Annotated in this window: 12 protein-coding genes; 7 read left to right on the top strand and 5 right to left on the bottom strand. The window is 65.6% G+C overall.

What is annotated here, in order from left to right; translation table 11 throughout:
- Position 1: 1 nt before the first annotated feature.
- The 3 genes from ACH442_RS45895 (at position 2) to ACH442_RS45885 (ending at position 4825) form a co-directional block, all read left to right on the top strand.
- Positions 2-910, top strand: coding sequence for an ABC transporter permease (locus ACH442_RS45895; protein WP_396344509.1), 909 nt, complete (start codon positions 2-4; stop codon positions 908-910).
- A gap of 8 nt (positions 911-918) precedes the next feature.
- Positions 919-3030 (top strand): dipeptide ABC transporter ATP-binding protein, encoded by a 2112-nt coding sequence (locus ACH442_RS45890; protein ID WP_396344529.1) that lies wholly within the window; start codon positions 919-921, stop codon positions 3028-3030.
- A gap of 82 nt (positions 3031-3112) precedes the next feature.
- On the top strand, positions 3113-4825 hold the full coding sequence (locus ACH442_RS45885) for an ABC transporter family substrate-binding protein (RefSeq protein WP_396344508.1): 1713 nt from the start codon (positions 3113-3115) through the stop codon (positions 4823-4825).
- Positions 4826-5013: 188 nt separating this feature from the next.
- Here ACH442_RS45885 and ACH442_RS45880 read toward each other — a convergent pair whose 3' ends face one another.
- On the bottom strand, positions 5014-6207 hold the full coding sequence (locus tag ACH442_RS45880; protein WP_396344507.1) for a putative acyl-CoA thioester hydrolase: 1194 nt from the start codon (positions 6205-6207) through the stop codon (positions 5014-5016).
- A gap of 390 nt (positions 6208-6597) precedes the next feature.
- Between ACH442_RS45880 and ACH442_RS45875 the strand changes: the two genes are divergently transcribed.
- On the top strand, positions 6598-7476 hold the full coding sequence (locus ACH442_RS45875; RefSeq protein WP_396344506.1) for an alpha/beta fold hydrolase: 879 nt from the start codon (positions 6598-6600) through the stop codon (positions 7474-7476).
- 7 nt (positions 7477-7483) lie between these two features.
- Entirely contained in the window at positions 7484-8287 is an 804-nt protein-coding gene (locus ACH442_RS45870) for a tyrosine-type recombinase/integrase (RefSeq protein ID WP_396344505.1), read from the top strand.
- 124 nt (positions 8288-8411) lie between these two features.
- Here the strand turns inward: ACH442_RS45870 and ACH442_RS45865 are convergent, their stop codons facing one another.
- Both ACH442_RS45865 and ACH442_RS45860 read right to left on the bottom strand, forming a co-directional pair.
- Complete coding sequence (locus tag ACH442_RS45865) at positions 8412-9146, bottom strand: DUF6082 family protein (protein ID WP_396344528.1); 735 nt, start codon at positions 9144-9146, stop codon at positions 8412-8414.
- Between the two features lie 494 nt (positions 9147-9640).
- The gene (locus ACH442_RS45860; protein ID WP_396344504.1) at positions 9641-9967 is read right to left on the bottom strand and encodes a DUF4240 domain-containing protein; all 327 of its coding nucleotides are present in this window, start codon (positions 9965-9967) and stop codon (positions 9641-9643) included.
- A gap of 366 nt (positions 9968-10333) precedes the next feature.
- On the opposite strand from ACH442_RS45860, the gene ACH442_RS45855 reads away from it, so the two are divergent.
- The gene (locus ACH442_RS45855; RefSeq protein ID WP_396344503.1) at positions 10334-10849 is read left to right on the top strand and encodes a hypothetical protein; all 516 of its coding nucleotides are present in this window, start codon (positions 10334-10336) and stop codon (positions 10847-10849) included.
- 112 nt (positions 10850-10961) lie between these two features.
- Complete coding sequence (locus ACH442_RS45850; protein WP_396344502.1) at positions 10962-11213, top strand: hypothetical protein; 252 nt, start codon at positions 10962-10964, stop codon at positions 11211-11213.
- A gap of 134 nt (positions 11214-11347) precedes the next feature.
- Here the strand turns inward: ACH442_RS45850 and ACH442_RS45845 are convergent, their stop codons facing one another.
- Together ACH442_RS45845 and ACH442_RS45840 are read right to left on the bottom strand one after the other, a co-directional pair.
- A complete protein-coding gene (locus ACH442_RS45845) occupies positions 11348-11896 on the bottom strand; it encodes an SMI1/KNR4 family protein (RefSeq protein ID WP_396344501.1) in 549 nt (182 codons plus the stop codon).
- A gap of 812 nt (positions 11897-12708) precedes the next feature.
- Positions 12709-13050, bottom strand: coding sequence for an Imm51 family immunity protein (locus tag ACH442_RS45840; RefSeq protein WP_396344500.1), 342 nt, complete (start codon positions 13048-13050; stop codon positions 12709-12711).
- Between the last annotated feature and the right edge of the window lie 242 nt (positions 13051-13292).

The raw sequence follows: 13292 nt of genomic DNA, 5'->3' as shown, positions 1-13292 counted from the left end.
GATGACCGCCATCACCGAACCCATCGTGGACGATGTTCTCCCGTTGAGCCGCCCGGTCTCGCGCAACCGTCTGGTCCTGCGGCGTTTCCTGCGTCAGCGGCTGGCCGTTCTCGGCCTCGTCGTGGTCGTGCTGCTGATCGCGGTGGCCTACCTCGGACCGCTGTTCTACCCCTGGAAGTACGACCAGCTGGACTTCCAGGCGTTCCAGTCGCCGCCGACCCCGGCGCACTGGTTCGGCACCTACCAGACCGGCGGGGACGTCTTCGCCCGTACCCTGCGGGGTCTGCAGAAGTCACTGGTCATCGGCCTGCTCGGGGCGCTGCTGTCGACCGTGCTGGCCGCCGTGGCGGGAGCCTTCGCCGGCTACTTCCGCGGCACCACGGACATCCTCGTCCGGCTGGTCACCGACATCATGCTGGTCCTGCCCGGCTTCCTGATCATCGCCATCTTCTCGTCCTCGCTGCGGGACGGGAGCTGGCTGCTGTTCATCGTGCTGCTGGCCGGGTTCCAGTGGATGATCACCGCCCGGGTGGTCCGCGGGATGACGCAGTCGCTGCGGGAGCGCGAGTTCGTCCAGGCGGCCCGCTTCATGGGGGTGCCCGGCTGGAAGATCATCCTCCGGCACATCCTGCCGAACATGGCCTCCCTGCTGATCATCGACGCGACCGTCGGCGTCAGCAGCATCATCCTGGCCGAGGTCGGGCTCTCCTTCTTCGGCTTCGGCGTGCAGCCGCCGGACGTCTCGCTCGGCACCCTGATCGCCGACGGCTCCGGCGCCGCGCTGACCAACTGGTGGCAGTTCTACTTCGTCGCGGGGGTTCTGGTGCTGCTCGTGCTCGCGGTCAACCTGATCGGCGACGGCCTGCGTGACGCGTTGGACCCGAACTCCGAGATCGAAGGTGCGAAGTGACCGATGCGATGGTGACCCGGGCGCCCGTACCCGTCGAGGTCGCGCCCCTGCTGCGCGTCGAGGATCTGTCGGTGACGTTCCGCAGCCCGGCCGGGCCGGTGACCGCCGTCCGCGGGATCAGTTACGACGTACGGCCCGGTGAGGTTCTCGGCATCGTCGGCGAGTCCGGTTCCGGCAAGTCGGTCTCGTCGCTGGCCGTCATGGGCCTGCTGCCCGGCAATGCCACGATCACCGGCTCGGCCACCTTCGAGGGCCGGCAGCTGCTCGGCCTCGGTGACAAGCAGATCTCCCGGATCCGCGGACACCGGATGGCCATGGTGTTCCAGGACCCGCTCTCCGCGCTGACCCCGGTCTACCCGATCGGCGACCAGATCGCCGAGACGATCCGGGTTCACCAGCGGATCGGGCGCGAGGCCGCCCGGGAGCGTGCGGTCGAGTTGCTCGACCTCGTCGGCATCCCGAACCCGCGGCAGCGGTCGAAAGGGTTCCCGCACGAGTTCTCCGGCGGCATGCGGCAGCGGGTCATGATCGCGATGGCCATCGCCAACGACCCGGCCCTGATCATCGCGGACGAGCCGACCACGGCGCTCGACGTCACCATCCAGGCGCAGATCCTGGAGGTGCTGCAGACCGCCCGGGAGGTGACCGGCGCGGCCATCATCATGATCACCCACGACCTGGGCGTGGTGGCCGGCTTCGCCGACCGGATGATGGTCATGTACGCGGGCAAGGTCGTCGAGAGCGGCGTGGTCGAGACCGTCTACCAGCGGCCGCGGATGCCGTACACCATGGGTCTGCTCGGCTCGATCCCCCGGCTGGACGTGGGCGAGCGGCAGCGGCTGACGCCCATCGACGGCGTGCCGCCGTCGATGGTGAGCCTGCCCGCCGGCTGCCCGTTCGCGCCGCGGTGCCCGATGCGGATCGACCTCTGCGAGCAGACCGAGCCCGCGCTGCTCGGGGTGGTCTCCGACGACGCCGGGCACCTGGCCGCCTGCCATCGCAGCGAGAAGATCGCCCGGGAGGAACTGACCGGCCCCGACGTCTTCGTCACCCCGCCCCTGCCCGAGGCGACCGGGACGGCGCAGCTGCCGCGCGAGCAGCGGCCCGTCGTCCTGGAGGTTCGTGACCTGGTCCGGGAGTACCCGGTGACCAAGGGGAGCCTGCTGCGACGCCGGGTCGGCACCCTGCAGGCCGTCGCCGGGATCAGCTTCGACATCCGCGAGGGCGAGACGCTCGGGCTGGTCGGCGAGTCGGGCTGCGGTAAGACGACGACCATCATGGAGATCCTCGAACTGGCCCGGCCGACGTCCGGCACCATCGCCGTGCTCGGCCAGGACACGGCCGGGATGAGCCCCAAGGAGCGGTTCGCGATCCGTCGTGACCTCCAGGTGGTGTTCCAGGACCCGATGGCCTCCCTCGACCCCCGGCTGCCGGTCAGCGACATCCTCGCCGAGCCGATGGTGGCCCATGGCGTGCCCGCCGCGGAACGGGAGCGCCGGGTCCGGGAACTGCTGCGCCTGGTGGGGTTGCGTCCCGAGCACGCCGACCGGTATCCGGCCAAGTTCTCCGGTGGGCAGCGGCAGCGGATCGGCATCGCCCGGGCCCTCGCGCTGAACCCGAAGCTGCTGGTGCTCGACGAGCCGGTCTCGGCGCTGGACGTCTCCATCCAGGCCGGCGTGATCAACCTGCTCGAACAGCTGAAAGCCGAGCTGGGTCTCTCCTACCTGTTCGTGGCGCACGACCTGTCGGTGGTCCGGCACATCGCCGACCGGGTCGCGGTGATGTACCTCGGGCGCATCGTCGAGATCGGTCCGGCCGACCAGGTCTTCGAGGCGCCGACGCATCCGTACACCCAGGCGCTGCTGTCCGCGATCCCGCTGCCGGATCCGGTCAGGGAACGGCAGCGCCGGCGGATCCTGCTGACCGGCGACCTGCCGAGCCCGGTGGACCCGCCCTCCGGGTGCCGGTTCCGGACCCGGTGCCCCAAGTTCGCCCACGAGCTCGACGACGACCAGCAACGGCGCTGCCTCGATGAGTCTCCGGTGTTGACGGGCCGGGAAACCCCGGACCCGGACCACGAGATGGCCTGCCACTACCCGGCACCCATCGCGGCGATCTGACGGCCGGCGCGGTCCGGTCCGCGCCGGCCGGTGGAAACGAAGAAATCGCGTCTGGATCAGACGCCATGTTGTGGAGGCACTGGTGAGGAAACACTGGGGTGCGAGGGCACTTCTCGCGCCGATCGTCGTCGCGACCCTGATCGGGGCCGCCGCTTGTGGCGGGACGACCGACAAGGGCACCGATCAGGCCGCCCCGCCGCCGAAGGCGAGCGAGAACCAGATCAACCCGAAGTCGCGTGACGAGCTGACGGACGGTGGCACGTTCACCTGGCCGATGAGTGAGTTCCCGGCGAACTTCAACTACAACCAGCTCGACGGCACGCTCGACGACAACGCCCACGTCGTCAACGCCCTGCTGCCGCAGCTGTACACCTTCGAGGCCGACGCCACCCCGGTGTGGAACAAGAACTACCTCGCCTCCGAGCCGGTTCTCACGACCGACCCGAAACAGGTCGTCACCTTCGAGCTCAACCCGAAGGCGGCCTGGGACGACGGCACTCCCATCACCTGGGAGGACATTCTCTGGCAGTGGAAGTCGAACAACGGCACGGACAAGGCCTACAACATCTCGGCGTCCAACGGTTACGAGGACATCGAGAGCGTCGTGAAGGGCAAGGACGACCGCGAGGCGATCGTCACCTTCAAGACCCGGTTCGCCGACTGGAAGTCGCTGTTCGCCCCGCTGTACCCGGCGTCCACGAACAAGGACCCGAAGATCTTCAACGAGGGCTGGCAGAAGCAGCCGCTGACGACCACGGCGGGCCCGTTCAAGTTCAGCTCCATGGATGCCACGGCGAAGACCGTCACGCTGGTCCGCAACGAGAAGTGGTGGGGTGATCCGGCCAAGCTCGACAAGATCGTCTACCGGGCGATCGACGGGAGCGCGCAGGTCGACGCCCTGGCCAACGGTGAGGTCGACGTCGTCGACATCGGCTCCGACGCGGACGCCTACCAGCGGGCGAAGCAGATCAGCACCGCGGAGATCCGGCAGGCGGCCGGCCCGAACTTCCGGCACCTGACCGTCAACGGCACCAGCGCGACCCTCTCCGACGTCAAGGTGCGCCAGGCGGTCGCCGAGGCCATCGACCGGACCGCCGTCGCGAAAGCACTGCTCAGCCCGCTCGGCATCACGCCGACGGCGCTCAACAACCACATCTACATGGCCAATCAGGCCGGTTACCAGGACAACTCCGGCGACGTCGGCAAGTACGACCCGGAGAAGGCGAAGGCCGGCCTGGACGCGGCCGGCTGGAAGCTCGACGGCGACGTCCGGAAGAAGGACGGCAAGAGCCTGGAGATCAACTTCGTCATCCCGACCGGGGTCAAGTCCTCCCAGCAGGAGTCCCAGCTGGTGCAGAACATGCTCGCCCAGGTCGGAGTGAAGGTGAAGATCAACGCGGTCCCGGTGGACGACTTCTTCGCGAAGTACATCACGCCCGGTGATTACGACATGACGGTCTTCGCCTGGATCGGAACCCAGTTCCCGGTCAGCTCCAGCAAGTCGATCTACGCGGAGCCGACCAAGAACGACAAGGGTGAGCTGGACGTCCAGCAGAACTACGCCCGGATCGGCTCGCCCGAGCTGGACAAGGTGTTCGGCGAGGCCACCTCCGAACTCGACCCGGCCAAGGTGTCCACGCTGGCCAACCAGGCCGACGCCCTGATCTGGCAGGAAGTGCACTCGCTGACCCTCTACCAGCGCCCGGAACTGGTCGCCAGCAACAAGAAGCTGGCCAACTTCGGCGCCAAGGGCTTCGCCAGCGTCACCTACGAGAACATCGGTTTCACCAAGTAACCCTGATCGAGCGCACGACCGGTGACGCCGCGCGGAGAACCCTCTCCGCGCGGTGTCCGCGGCTCCCACGACGTACTCAACATTCCCGGCGTGCTCGAAGAGCTGATAGGCGAAGCGGCCGAGGACGACGGCGAGCGAACGGCCGGGGACGCTGAGGTTCAGGGCGAAACGACGGCCATGACCGCAGGCTACCGGTGTTGATCTATGCCGGACGGGCCGTGGTTGCGGAACTCCCACAGGCGGTTGTAAGTGACGTCGTTCAGGTCGCGTCCCTCGTCGACGCGGGCCACGAACGGACGTGCGGTGGTCGCGGCCGGCGCCCACGGGTTGACGGTGTCGAAACCGGCGCCGAGATAGCTGTCGCGGATCACCAGTTGCCCGTTCGGGGTGATGCCGGGCAGATATCCGGTGGCACTCGCACCCTGATCCCACGCGCGCCCGAATCGGCCGGTGGGCGCTGCTTGATATCCGGCGTCGGCCACTATGCGGGAACGGGTGACCAGGAAGCCGTACGGGAAAATGGGGCTGGTGTCAGGGGCGAAAATGACACCGCCGGACTCTTTCCGTGAGGACACCAGCCGGAACTCGTCGTGCTCGAAGACGGCGGCGGCCCGGCCGAAGACGAAGTCCGTGTCGCCTTCGAGGTAGGAGTCGCGGACGCAGACGCGCGCGATGCTGTTCACGTCGCCGGCGTTCGCCAGGAAGGTGTCCTGGCGGCTGATCAGGCGCATCTTCTCCAATTGGGTGCGGTCCGCGTCGGTGCGCAGCGCGAGCGCCTGGTGGGTGCCGCGGTCCACCGTGTCCAGCAGCGTGTTGGTGATCGTCAGACCTTTGAGCTGCAGATCCGTGCTCTGCGCCCAGACGACGGTGGCGCACAGGGCGGCCGTGGCCGTGGTCTTGGTGGCGCATGACTGGAACATCGGCCAGGCCGGGTCGCCCTCGGCGTACCGCCCGTCGGCGTTGACCTGCGCGGCCCATTGCGCCGGAGTGATCGTGGCGTCGACGGTGAATTCGAGGTTGATCTTCTCGGCCGGACCGTCGCCGAAAATGGTCAGCGGTGGTGTTCCGGAAGGGATGAAGACCGTTCCCGGGTACGTCCCGGGCCGCACCGCGATGAAAAGGCGTCGCGTGCCTCCGGCGCGGTAGGCGGCGTTGACCGCTTCCTGAACGGTGGTCGTTTCGTCGACGACGAAGTCCGCATGCCGTGGCGTGCGGATCGGTTTCGGCCGCCACGGGTCGGTGACCGGATTCGCATACGCACCGGAATAGCGCAGATAGTTCGCCGCGGTGAACGGCGCGGCCTCGGCCGGCGAGAGGATCGGCCGGGCCGGCGTCCCGGGCGCGACCAGCAGCGAGGCAAGCACGGCAAGCAGGGTCTTCATCACGGCTCCTTCCGGTAGGAATGCGCTTTCCTGCAGGACCTTACCTCTTGAAGTGCGTCGATGTCTCGTGGCTGCGGCCGTCGTAGGTGCGATTACTGCCGCCGTCGGACGCCCGGCCGTACCGTAGAGATCATGAGGGCGAATCCCCGGCCCCGGCTCAGCCGGCCGATGACCTTCGGTTCGCGGCGCTGAGCGGCTGTCTCGCAACCGTTTCCGCAGCTAGCGCCAAATCAGGCTGCCGAGGTCGCTCTCTGCCGTTCGTATCTCCATCACGGTGATGCCGATCCGAACGCGGCTCCAGGAAGGTGACCCCTCCTGGACTTCTCCTGGACACGGCGCGCGGCCGATGAGCGGATGCGGGTTGCCCGGCTGGCCGGTAGCGTCCGACTGATGTTTGACCGATTCCGTCTCGATCGCGTGGACTTGGGTGAGGTCACGCTACGAGCCAGGTACGGAGGTGCCGGCTCGCCGGTCGTCCTGTTGCATGGCCACCCCCGGACCCATACGACCTGGCACGAAGTGGCTCCCGAACTGGCTGAGAGCCACTTCGTCGTGGCGCCCGACCTGCGCGGATACGGTGGATCGACGCTTCCGCAGGATGCGCCGGACCATGCGCAGTCGAGCAAGCGGGCGATGGCCCGCGACGTCGTACTACTGATGTCCCACCTCGGTCATGACCGATTCGCTGTGGTCGGGCACGATCGTGGGGCTCTGGTAGCGTTTCGCGCGGCCATGGACCACCCGGACGCGGTTTCGCACCTGGTTGTCATGGATGGACTACCCGTCGTTGAGCACCTTGAACGAACGGACGCCGTCTTCGCCCGCGCCTGGTGGCACTGGTGGTTCCTCGGGCAGACCGACAAGCCCGCCGAACGCGTGATCTGCGCCGACCCGGACGCGTGGTATTCAATCCCCGAGCCCGCCGAGATGGGCAGCGGTAATCACGCTGATCTCCGGGAAGCCCTTCACAATCCGGCGGTCGTCCATGGAATGTGCGAGGACTACCGGGCCGGCCTGGGCATTGACCGTGAACACGATGAGGCCGACCGGGTGGCCAGACGGCAGGTCATGTGCCCGACCTTGCTCCTGGAATCCGCTGACGACGACCTCGACATCCACGGCGATCCGGCCGCCATCTGGGCTCCGTGGCTCGCCCAACCACTTCAGCACCGGGTGATCCACAGCGGGCACCACCAGGCCGAGCAGGCGCCTGGTCCGGTGGCCGAGTCGTTGCTCGAATTCCTGTCCGGCAGCAAGCCGCCCCATTGAACCCCCCATGCGCGTCACGCAGGGCCCGTCCGTGCGCTCGGCGGCCCGGCTCCGCGGCGACAACGACAGCACCGTCCCTCTCCTGGCCCGTTACGACCCGCACGAACTCGTCACCGGGCCGGCCCTGCCGCATCTGCTCCAACGCCGCGTCGGCTGGAAACGGACCGTCATAAGCACCAACATGGTCTACCAACTACTCAACGACGCCCTCGCCCGCGCCGCGCTCATCGACCACGCCGGCCAGCCGCTGCGCTACACTCCTCACGACTTCCGAAGGGTCTTCGCCGCCGAAGCCGTCACCGGCGGCTTGCCCGTCCAGATCGCCGCTCGGTTGCTCGGCCATGCCTCGATCGCCACTACCGAGACGTACTTGGCGGTCTTCCAAGAGGACCTGATCCGCTCCTACCGCACCTTCCTCGACAAACGCCGAGGCGTCCGCCCTGCCGAGGAGTACCGGGAGCCCACCGACGAGGAGTGGCGCGAGTTCCAGCAGCACTTCCACGCCGGCAAACTGGAGCTGGGCGACTGCGCCCGCCCCTACGGGACCCCTTGCCAGCATGAACACTTGTGCCTGAGATGTCCGATGCTCCGGGTCTCGCCCAGACAACGAGACCGACTCATCGAGATCATCCACAACCTCACCGGCCGCATCGCCGAAGCCCGCATCAACGGCTGGCTCGGCGAGGTCCAGGGCCTTCAAACCAGCCTCACCAAGGCCCAGGAGAAGCTCGCCGGCCTGGACCGCAGCATCGCACGCGGCCGCTCCGTAGGCGGCCCCGTCAACCTTGGCATGCCGACCATCACGGGATAGCCGATATCGGCATGCAGGACCAAGCACGCAGGGTGATGTTCAATCCTGCGGCGAGCATTCGGATCTGCCGATGAGAGTTAGCCTGAAAATACTAGCTACTTCGTCAAAAATCAATTTTGTTCGATTATGGGCGCTTTCTAGGCTTCCGCTTAGCCCCCCATATTGCCACCGCTGTTGCGCCAGCTAGCGCAGCAGCCGAAATCATTATTCTAGCCGTTTTGTCTTTTTCTTGCGGACTGGAACAGTAAGGACGCTCGGGTTCTTGATAGGTGAAGAATGACAATGGAAGAGGTTCGCCAGAATCTACGGCCAGCTGGTATGCAGATTCGGCAACTCTACCGACGCGCCGAGCTAGCGGGTCACTCGATTCGAGCCAGCTCAAGCGCGCCAGACTCCACCATTTCCGTCCGACTTCACCGGCGAACATCGGGGTAAAGATGTCCGCCCTCATGTCTTCCTCGGATACCACTCCACAGTCGAGAGCCGCGTAAGCGTAGCCGAAATATGACGTGAGAAAGGACCATTGCTCTGGTCTCATCCCAGCATTCCTCCATCGCTGAAATCCGGTTGCCGGGAGATATGTATTTGGATCGTCCATGACGCGGCCGAGCAGCTCGCGATGTGCATTGCGCACCGAATGAACGCTGGCAGCGCGAAGAGCGCGCCCTTGGAGAGTTAGGCTCGCGGCAACACCCAGTACCGCTAAAGCGCTTAGTATTGCACTGGCCGCACCATACGCCTGCCCGATATCGGAAAGCTCTTGCCAATCCACGCCGTTGAGGCGACCTGCAATTCCTATCAATAAAGGCGAGATAAGTACCCCGACGGACGCGAGTGTTGCGATTCCAATGATTGCCATCATGGAGCCTCGTCGCATCGCTCTCCTCCGGTTCGCATCTCCTGTCTAGGCCTACCACTATAAAGCTGCATGTCGATGCTTCTTGCAGGTGCTAACGATCTACCACCGCGAGCGAGGCGACTCGTGGTTGAGGTATCCGGAAGCGGTCACCGATCGGGGGAGAACCTCACCGCCGTCCGAGACACGGCAATCCTCTGCATTGCAGCGCTATTTTCGTTCGAGCAATACATTCACATAGCGACTGGGACGTCCTGTTCTGCCGCCGTGAGGAAACGTGTCGTCAGCCGGACGGGGTTTCCCACGGCCGCGGAATCCATCGATTGTCATCCAGGTAGGCGGTGAGCCGGGGGAAGTGGCGTCTCGCCTCGGCTTCGTTCGTCAGGTCGGTCCGCGTTCCGTACGGTTCGTCCGGGCCTCTAGGTCCGTCGGCTGCGAAGGGAGCTCCGGTAGCGGCGATGTGTGCCTTCCATGGGAAGGCCGCCGAACCAATCGATTCAAGCGTTGTGCCGATCGGACGCCAAGATGACCAGGCCGTCGGGATTATCCAGAACGCCACGCATCGTTTGCCGGCCATGCGACACGATCCAGTCCTGCACGGCGAGTTCGTCGGTGAGGGGCCCAAGCAACAGGGTCGCGGCGTCGAGGACCGGCCAGCGATAGAGTTCGTCCTGCGCTTCTTCCCATAGTTCCTGAAACCGTTCGATGGCATTCGGCTGCAACGCACGAAGGCGGCGAAGCAACGCCTGCGCGACGATTTCGGTGTCGGCACCAGCCCCCGAGCGGGCGTCCTCTACCATCCGCCAGAAGAAGCCCTCGTCCACGAGCAGACCTTACGAGATCCCGTCCGCACTGTCATGCCGCTGATAGCACGATGTCCGGAGTGTTGCTGGTGGGCGAGACCGAGCGGCAGCCTGTAGGTAACTTTAGGTCGTCTGCGGGTCCTGGGGCTTGACGGTCATCCCTTGGCCGACCGGGCCGGCGTGGCCGGTCAGGACAGCTCCCGCATGGAGATTCCGCGGGCCTCCTAAAGCCTGACGAAGCTCTCGCCCGTCTCCCAGGAGGTCAGCTGGGGCCGGGCTCGCCTCGGTGGATTGAGTGATCCGGCCGCTCGCGTGGTCCTTGCGAGCGGCCGGGGCGATCGTCGATGATGTCCACCGCTTCCATGATCCAGACGGAGAACAACGCCGATGAAGACCCTGTCGCGTGCGGTTCTGCTCGCCGCCGCTGTTTCGCTCGGCCTCGCCGGCTGCTCGGCGCCGGAGAAGGTGGAGCCCGCGCGGCCGGTCAGCAACCTGGAGGTACGGGCCGAGAGCGACGCCACCGCGGAAGTGCAGAGGCACGCCGACGACATCGCCGGCATCATCGAGACGACCCTCGATAAGCCGCAGGTGCGCCCGATCCCCTGCCGGCCCGAGGCCGGGAAGACGACCGAACTCGGGTACAGCGTCCAGGGCGTCTATCAGCTCGGCCTGGAGCGGGTCTCGGACCCCGCCGGAACCCTCGAGGCGATCAAGGTGTTCTGGAAGGAGTTGGACTATCAGGTGCCGATCGACAAGACCGTCGGCAGCAGGCGGACCATGCGGGCGCTGACCCCCGATGGCTACACCGTCGACCTGGAGACCAACTTCCCGAAGGCATTACGAGTCACGGTCTACTCGGCCTGTTTTTCTAGGCCTGCACCGGGCCCGTCGAGAAGCAACTAGTCATGGGAACATTTGCCGGAAGGTAGATACGCGCGAGCGGATACCGGCCGAAGGTCAGGTCTATGGCAGCAGGCCTTGCCGGGATGAGGGCATCTGATGTCATCATGCTCCCGTGCCCATCAAGACAGAGGTCTACCAGCGAGAAACACCTCAAGGCGCCGAGACCATCACCGTAATGGCCTCAATCGATGACAACGGAGCTGAGATCCGTGTCATCCATGAGCGCGACGGCATCGTCATCTCCGATTCGATCCCCCATTGGGGAGAAGACCCCGCTGCTGGTCAGCGCTGGGCAAACGAACATCGCGAGGATCGGACCGCGGAAGGTTATCAACTCGTCGAGGAGCCAGGCGAGTCGGAGTAGAAACGACCACCCCTTCGTCGGCGTCGACCTCGGCCGGCACCGAGCAAGGCTTCACTCTTCTGTCGCAGTTCGCGCACAGGTCGCGCGGAGCACGTCACGGACCGTGGGTGGCGCTCCCGCCCCCGGCCGGCCGCTCAGTCATAGTCGTAGTCGCTCTCCGGCCGCAGCGCTTGGACGAAGCTGACGAAATCCGGTGCCAGTACGGTGATTCGGTAGTCAACCTCCTGATCGACGTGGACAACGCGCGGTTCGCCCCGGGGGCCGCAGTCCCGGTAGTCGAACGCGATCATGTCGTGGCCGGCCGAAGGGCAGTCAGCGAAGTACACGCCGATCTCCGGATAACCCCACTCCTCGACAAGGAACCGGCTACCCGATCGCCCAGCCAGGGAACATTCCTTCTCCCGACCGATCCCCATGATCGCGGTGAGGGCGACGTGGTCTTCGGCCCAGGTCGTTCCGCTCGGAGCCGGACAGCACGTGTTTCGCGGCATTCCGCCGTTACGCATCCGCATCAAAGCCACATACGAGGCAGGCAACCTAAACCCGACCTCTGCCTCAACCGACGCGATCAGTTCATCGGTGGGATACCCGCCACGGTAGGTCTCCTCGGCATACGCACTGTCTTCCCAGAACCCGTCCAGGTCCAGATCGGGGAACACCTGTCTGAGCTGCTCGTTGGTCACGCTTCTGCCCTTCGTCAACCGCAAGTCCGGCACCGGGGAGACCCCGAGCATCAGCAGGCGGTGGCACCCCGCGCCGCGGGTATCCGATCACGTCACGCAACGGTGGGAGTATAAGGGCCAGTTGAAGTCAGCGGCCAGGTCCGGAACATCCTCATTTGCCGCGACGCGCGCCTTGACGGCCGGACGCGATGGCGATCAGGCTCCTGATCATGTCGGCGGGAGGAACGCGTTGACCGGACCGCGGCCGGCCTCGGCCCGAATCTTCGGCTTGCGCTCGGCGACATAGCCGCGGACGGCCTGGTGAGAGACGTCGTGCATGCCGTGCTCGTCGAGCAGCCGGTCTTAGATCCGTTTCGCGGTGTGCCGCTGCTTGCGCGGCGCGTCCAGATCCGTCCGGAGGATGTCGTCGATGACGGGCTTGAACGGATCCAGCACCGACGGCCGTGGCGGCAACGGCTGGCGTTCCCGCGGCCATGCCGACGCTAGCGCGTCGCTGACGGTGTGCCGGCTGACCCGATACTTGATCGCGATGGCCCGTCCGGACAGACCCGCCCGCGAGTCCCTGCGGATCGCCGCAACAGATCGATCTTCGACATCCGCGGCATCGGCGGACCTCCGTCCCGACCACCGATTTTCCCACCGCTGCCGGTGGCGCCGAAACTCGCCGACATCGAATCCACCCGATCGAGCCGCCAAGTAGTGGCGCTCGAAGTCAGTAACAAATCCGAGGTCCTACCCTTAGTAGCACTCTGATCGAGGGGAACTCCGAGGGAGCACCGATGCCGCGCCATCGACTCCGCAAGGACTGATGGTCAATCGAGCTTAGCTTCGGTGATCAGCTGCGAGAGCAAAGCACGATCGTGAAACGCAGCGTGCAGACGCTCAGCCAGGCGGCGTAGCGCCGCCGGCTCGGAACCTCCTGCCACAAAGGTGCCGCTCTCGGAACTGAACCAGATCACGTCTGCGAGGCCAGGCATCTCAGCCTGAATCAGCCATTGCGCGAGGCTCTCCCACCCATGTCCGTTGCTCTCGGCATCGAGATCATCGAAGACGTCTTCGACGTCCTCCATGTCGCCATCGAAGAGCACCAACTCTTGCTGTCCGTCCTCACGCGCATAGACGTGAAACGGAGACAGAGAAAGATCATCATCCACGACGGCATCGTAGTGACATCAAGGGCTTGAGGTTGTGGCGCTGAAACTCACCGACACACACTCGGTTCAAATCAGGTCGGCGCTGAGTGTCAGTAACAGCCGGCGCTCAACCTCACCGACATGACCAGGTGCCAGACCAGACCGGCATAAGAGGACGTCTGATTAACGTATTTTGTGGTGTTATGCGATTTGAGGGTCTCGCCAGGTTGGGGTGTTTTCGTCCGTCAGCCGGCGGGCGAGAT

Origin of the sequence: Actinoplanes sp. NPDC020271, assembly GCF_044388125.1 — a bacterium.
In the GTDB taxonomy this organism is placed as follows: Bacteria; Actinomycetota; Actinomycetes; order Mycobacteriales; family Micromonosporaceae; genus Actinoplanes.
The sequence above is the reverse complement of the archived record's forward strand: the minus strand, read 5'-3'. Positions and strand labels throughout refer to the sequence as shown.

Bases quoted from the DNA above. Each gene is read 5' to 3' on its own strand.
- ACH442_RS45865 (WP_396344528.1), bottom strand. From the start codon at position 9,146: ATGGCAATCATTGGAATCGCAACACTCGCGTCCGTCGGGGTACTTATC.
- ACH442_RS45895 (WP_396344509.1), top strand. From the start codon at position 2: ATGACCGCCATCACCGAACCCATCGTGGACGATGTTCTCCCGTTGAGC.
- ACH442_RS45875 (WP_396344506.1), top strand. From the start codon at position 6,598: ATGTTTGACCGATTCCGTCTCGATCGCGTGGACTTGGGTGAGGTCACG.
- ACH442_RS45880 (WP_396344507.1), bottom strand. From the start codon at position 6,207: ATGAAGACCCTGCTTGCCGTGCTTGCCTCGCTGCTGGTCGCGCCCGGG.
- ACH442_RS45855 (WP_396344503.1), top strand. From the start codon at position 10,334: ATGAAGACCCTGTCGCGTGCGGTTCTGCTCGCCGCCGCTGTTTCGCTC.
- ACH442_RS45890 (WP_396344529.1), top strand. From the start codon at position 919: ATGGTGACCCGGGCGCCCGTACCCGTCGAGGTCGCGCCCCTGCTGCGC.
- ACH442_RS45870 (WP_396344505.1), top strand. From the start codon at position 7,484: ATGCGCGTCACGCAGGGCCCGTCCGTGCGCTCGGCGGCCCGGCTCCGC.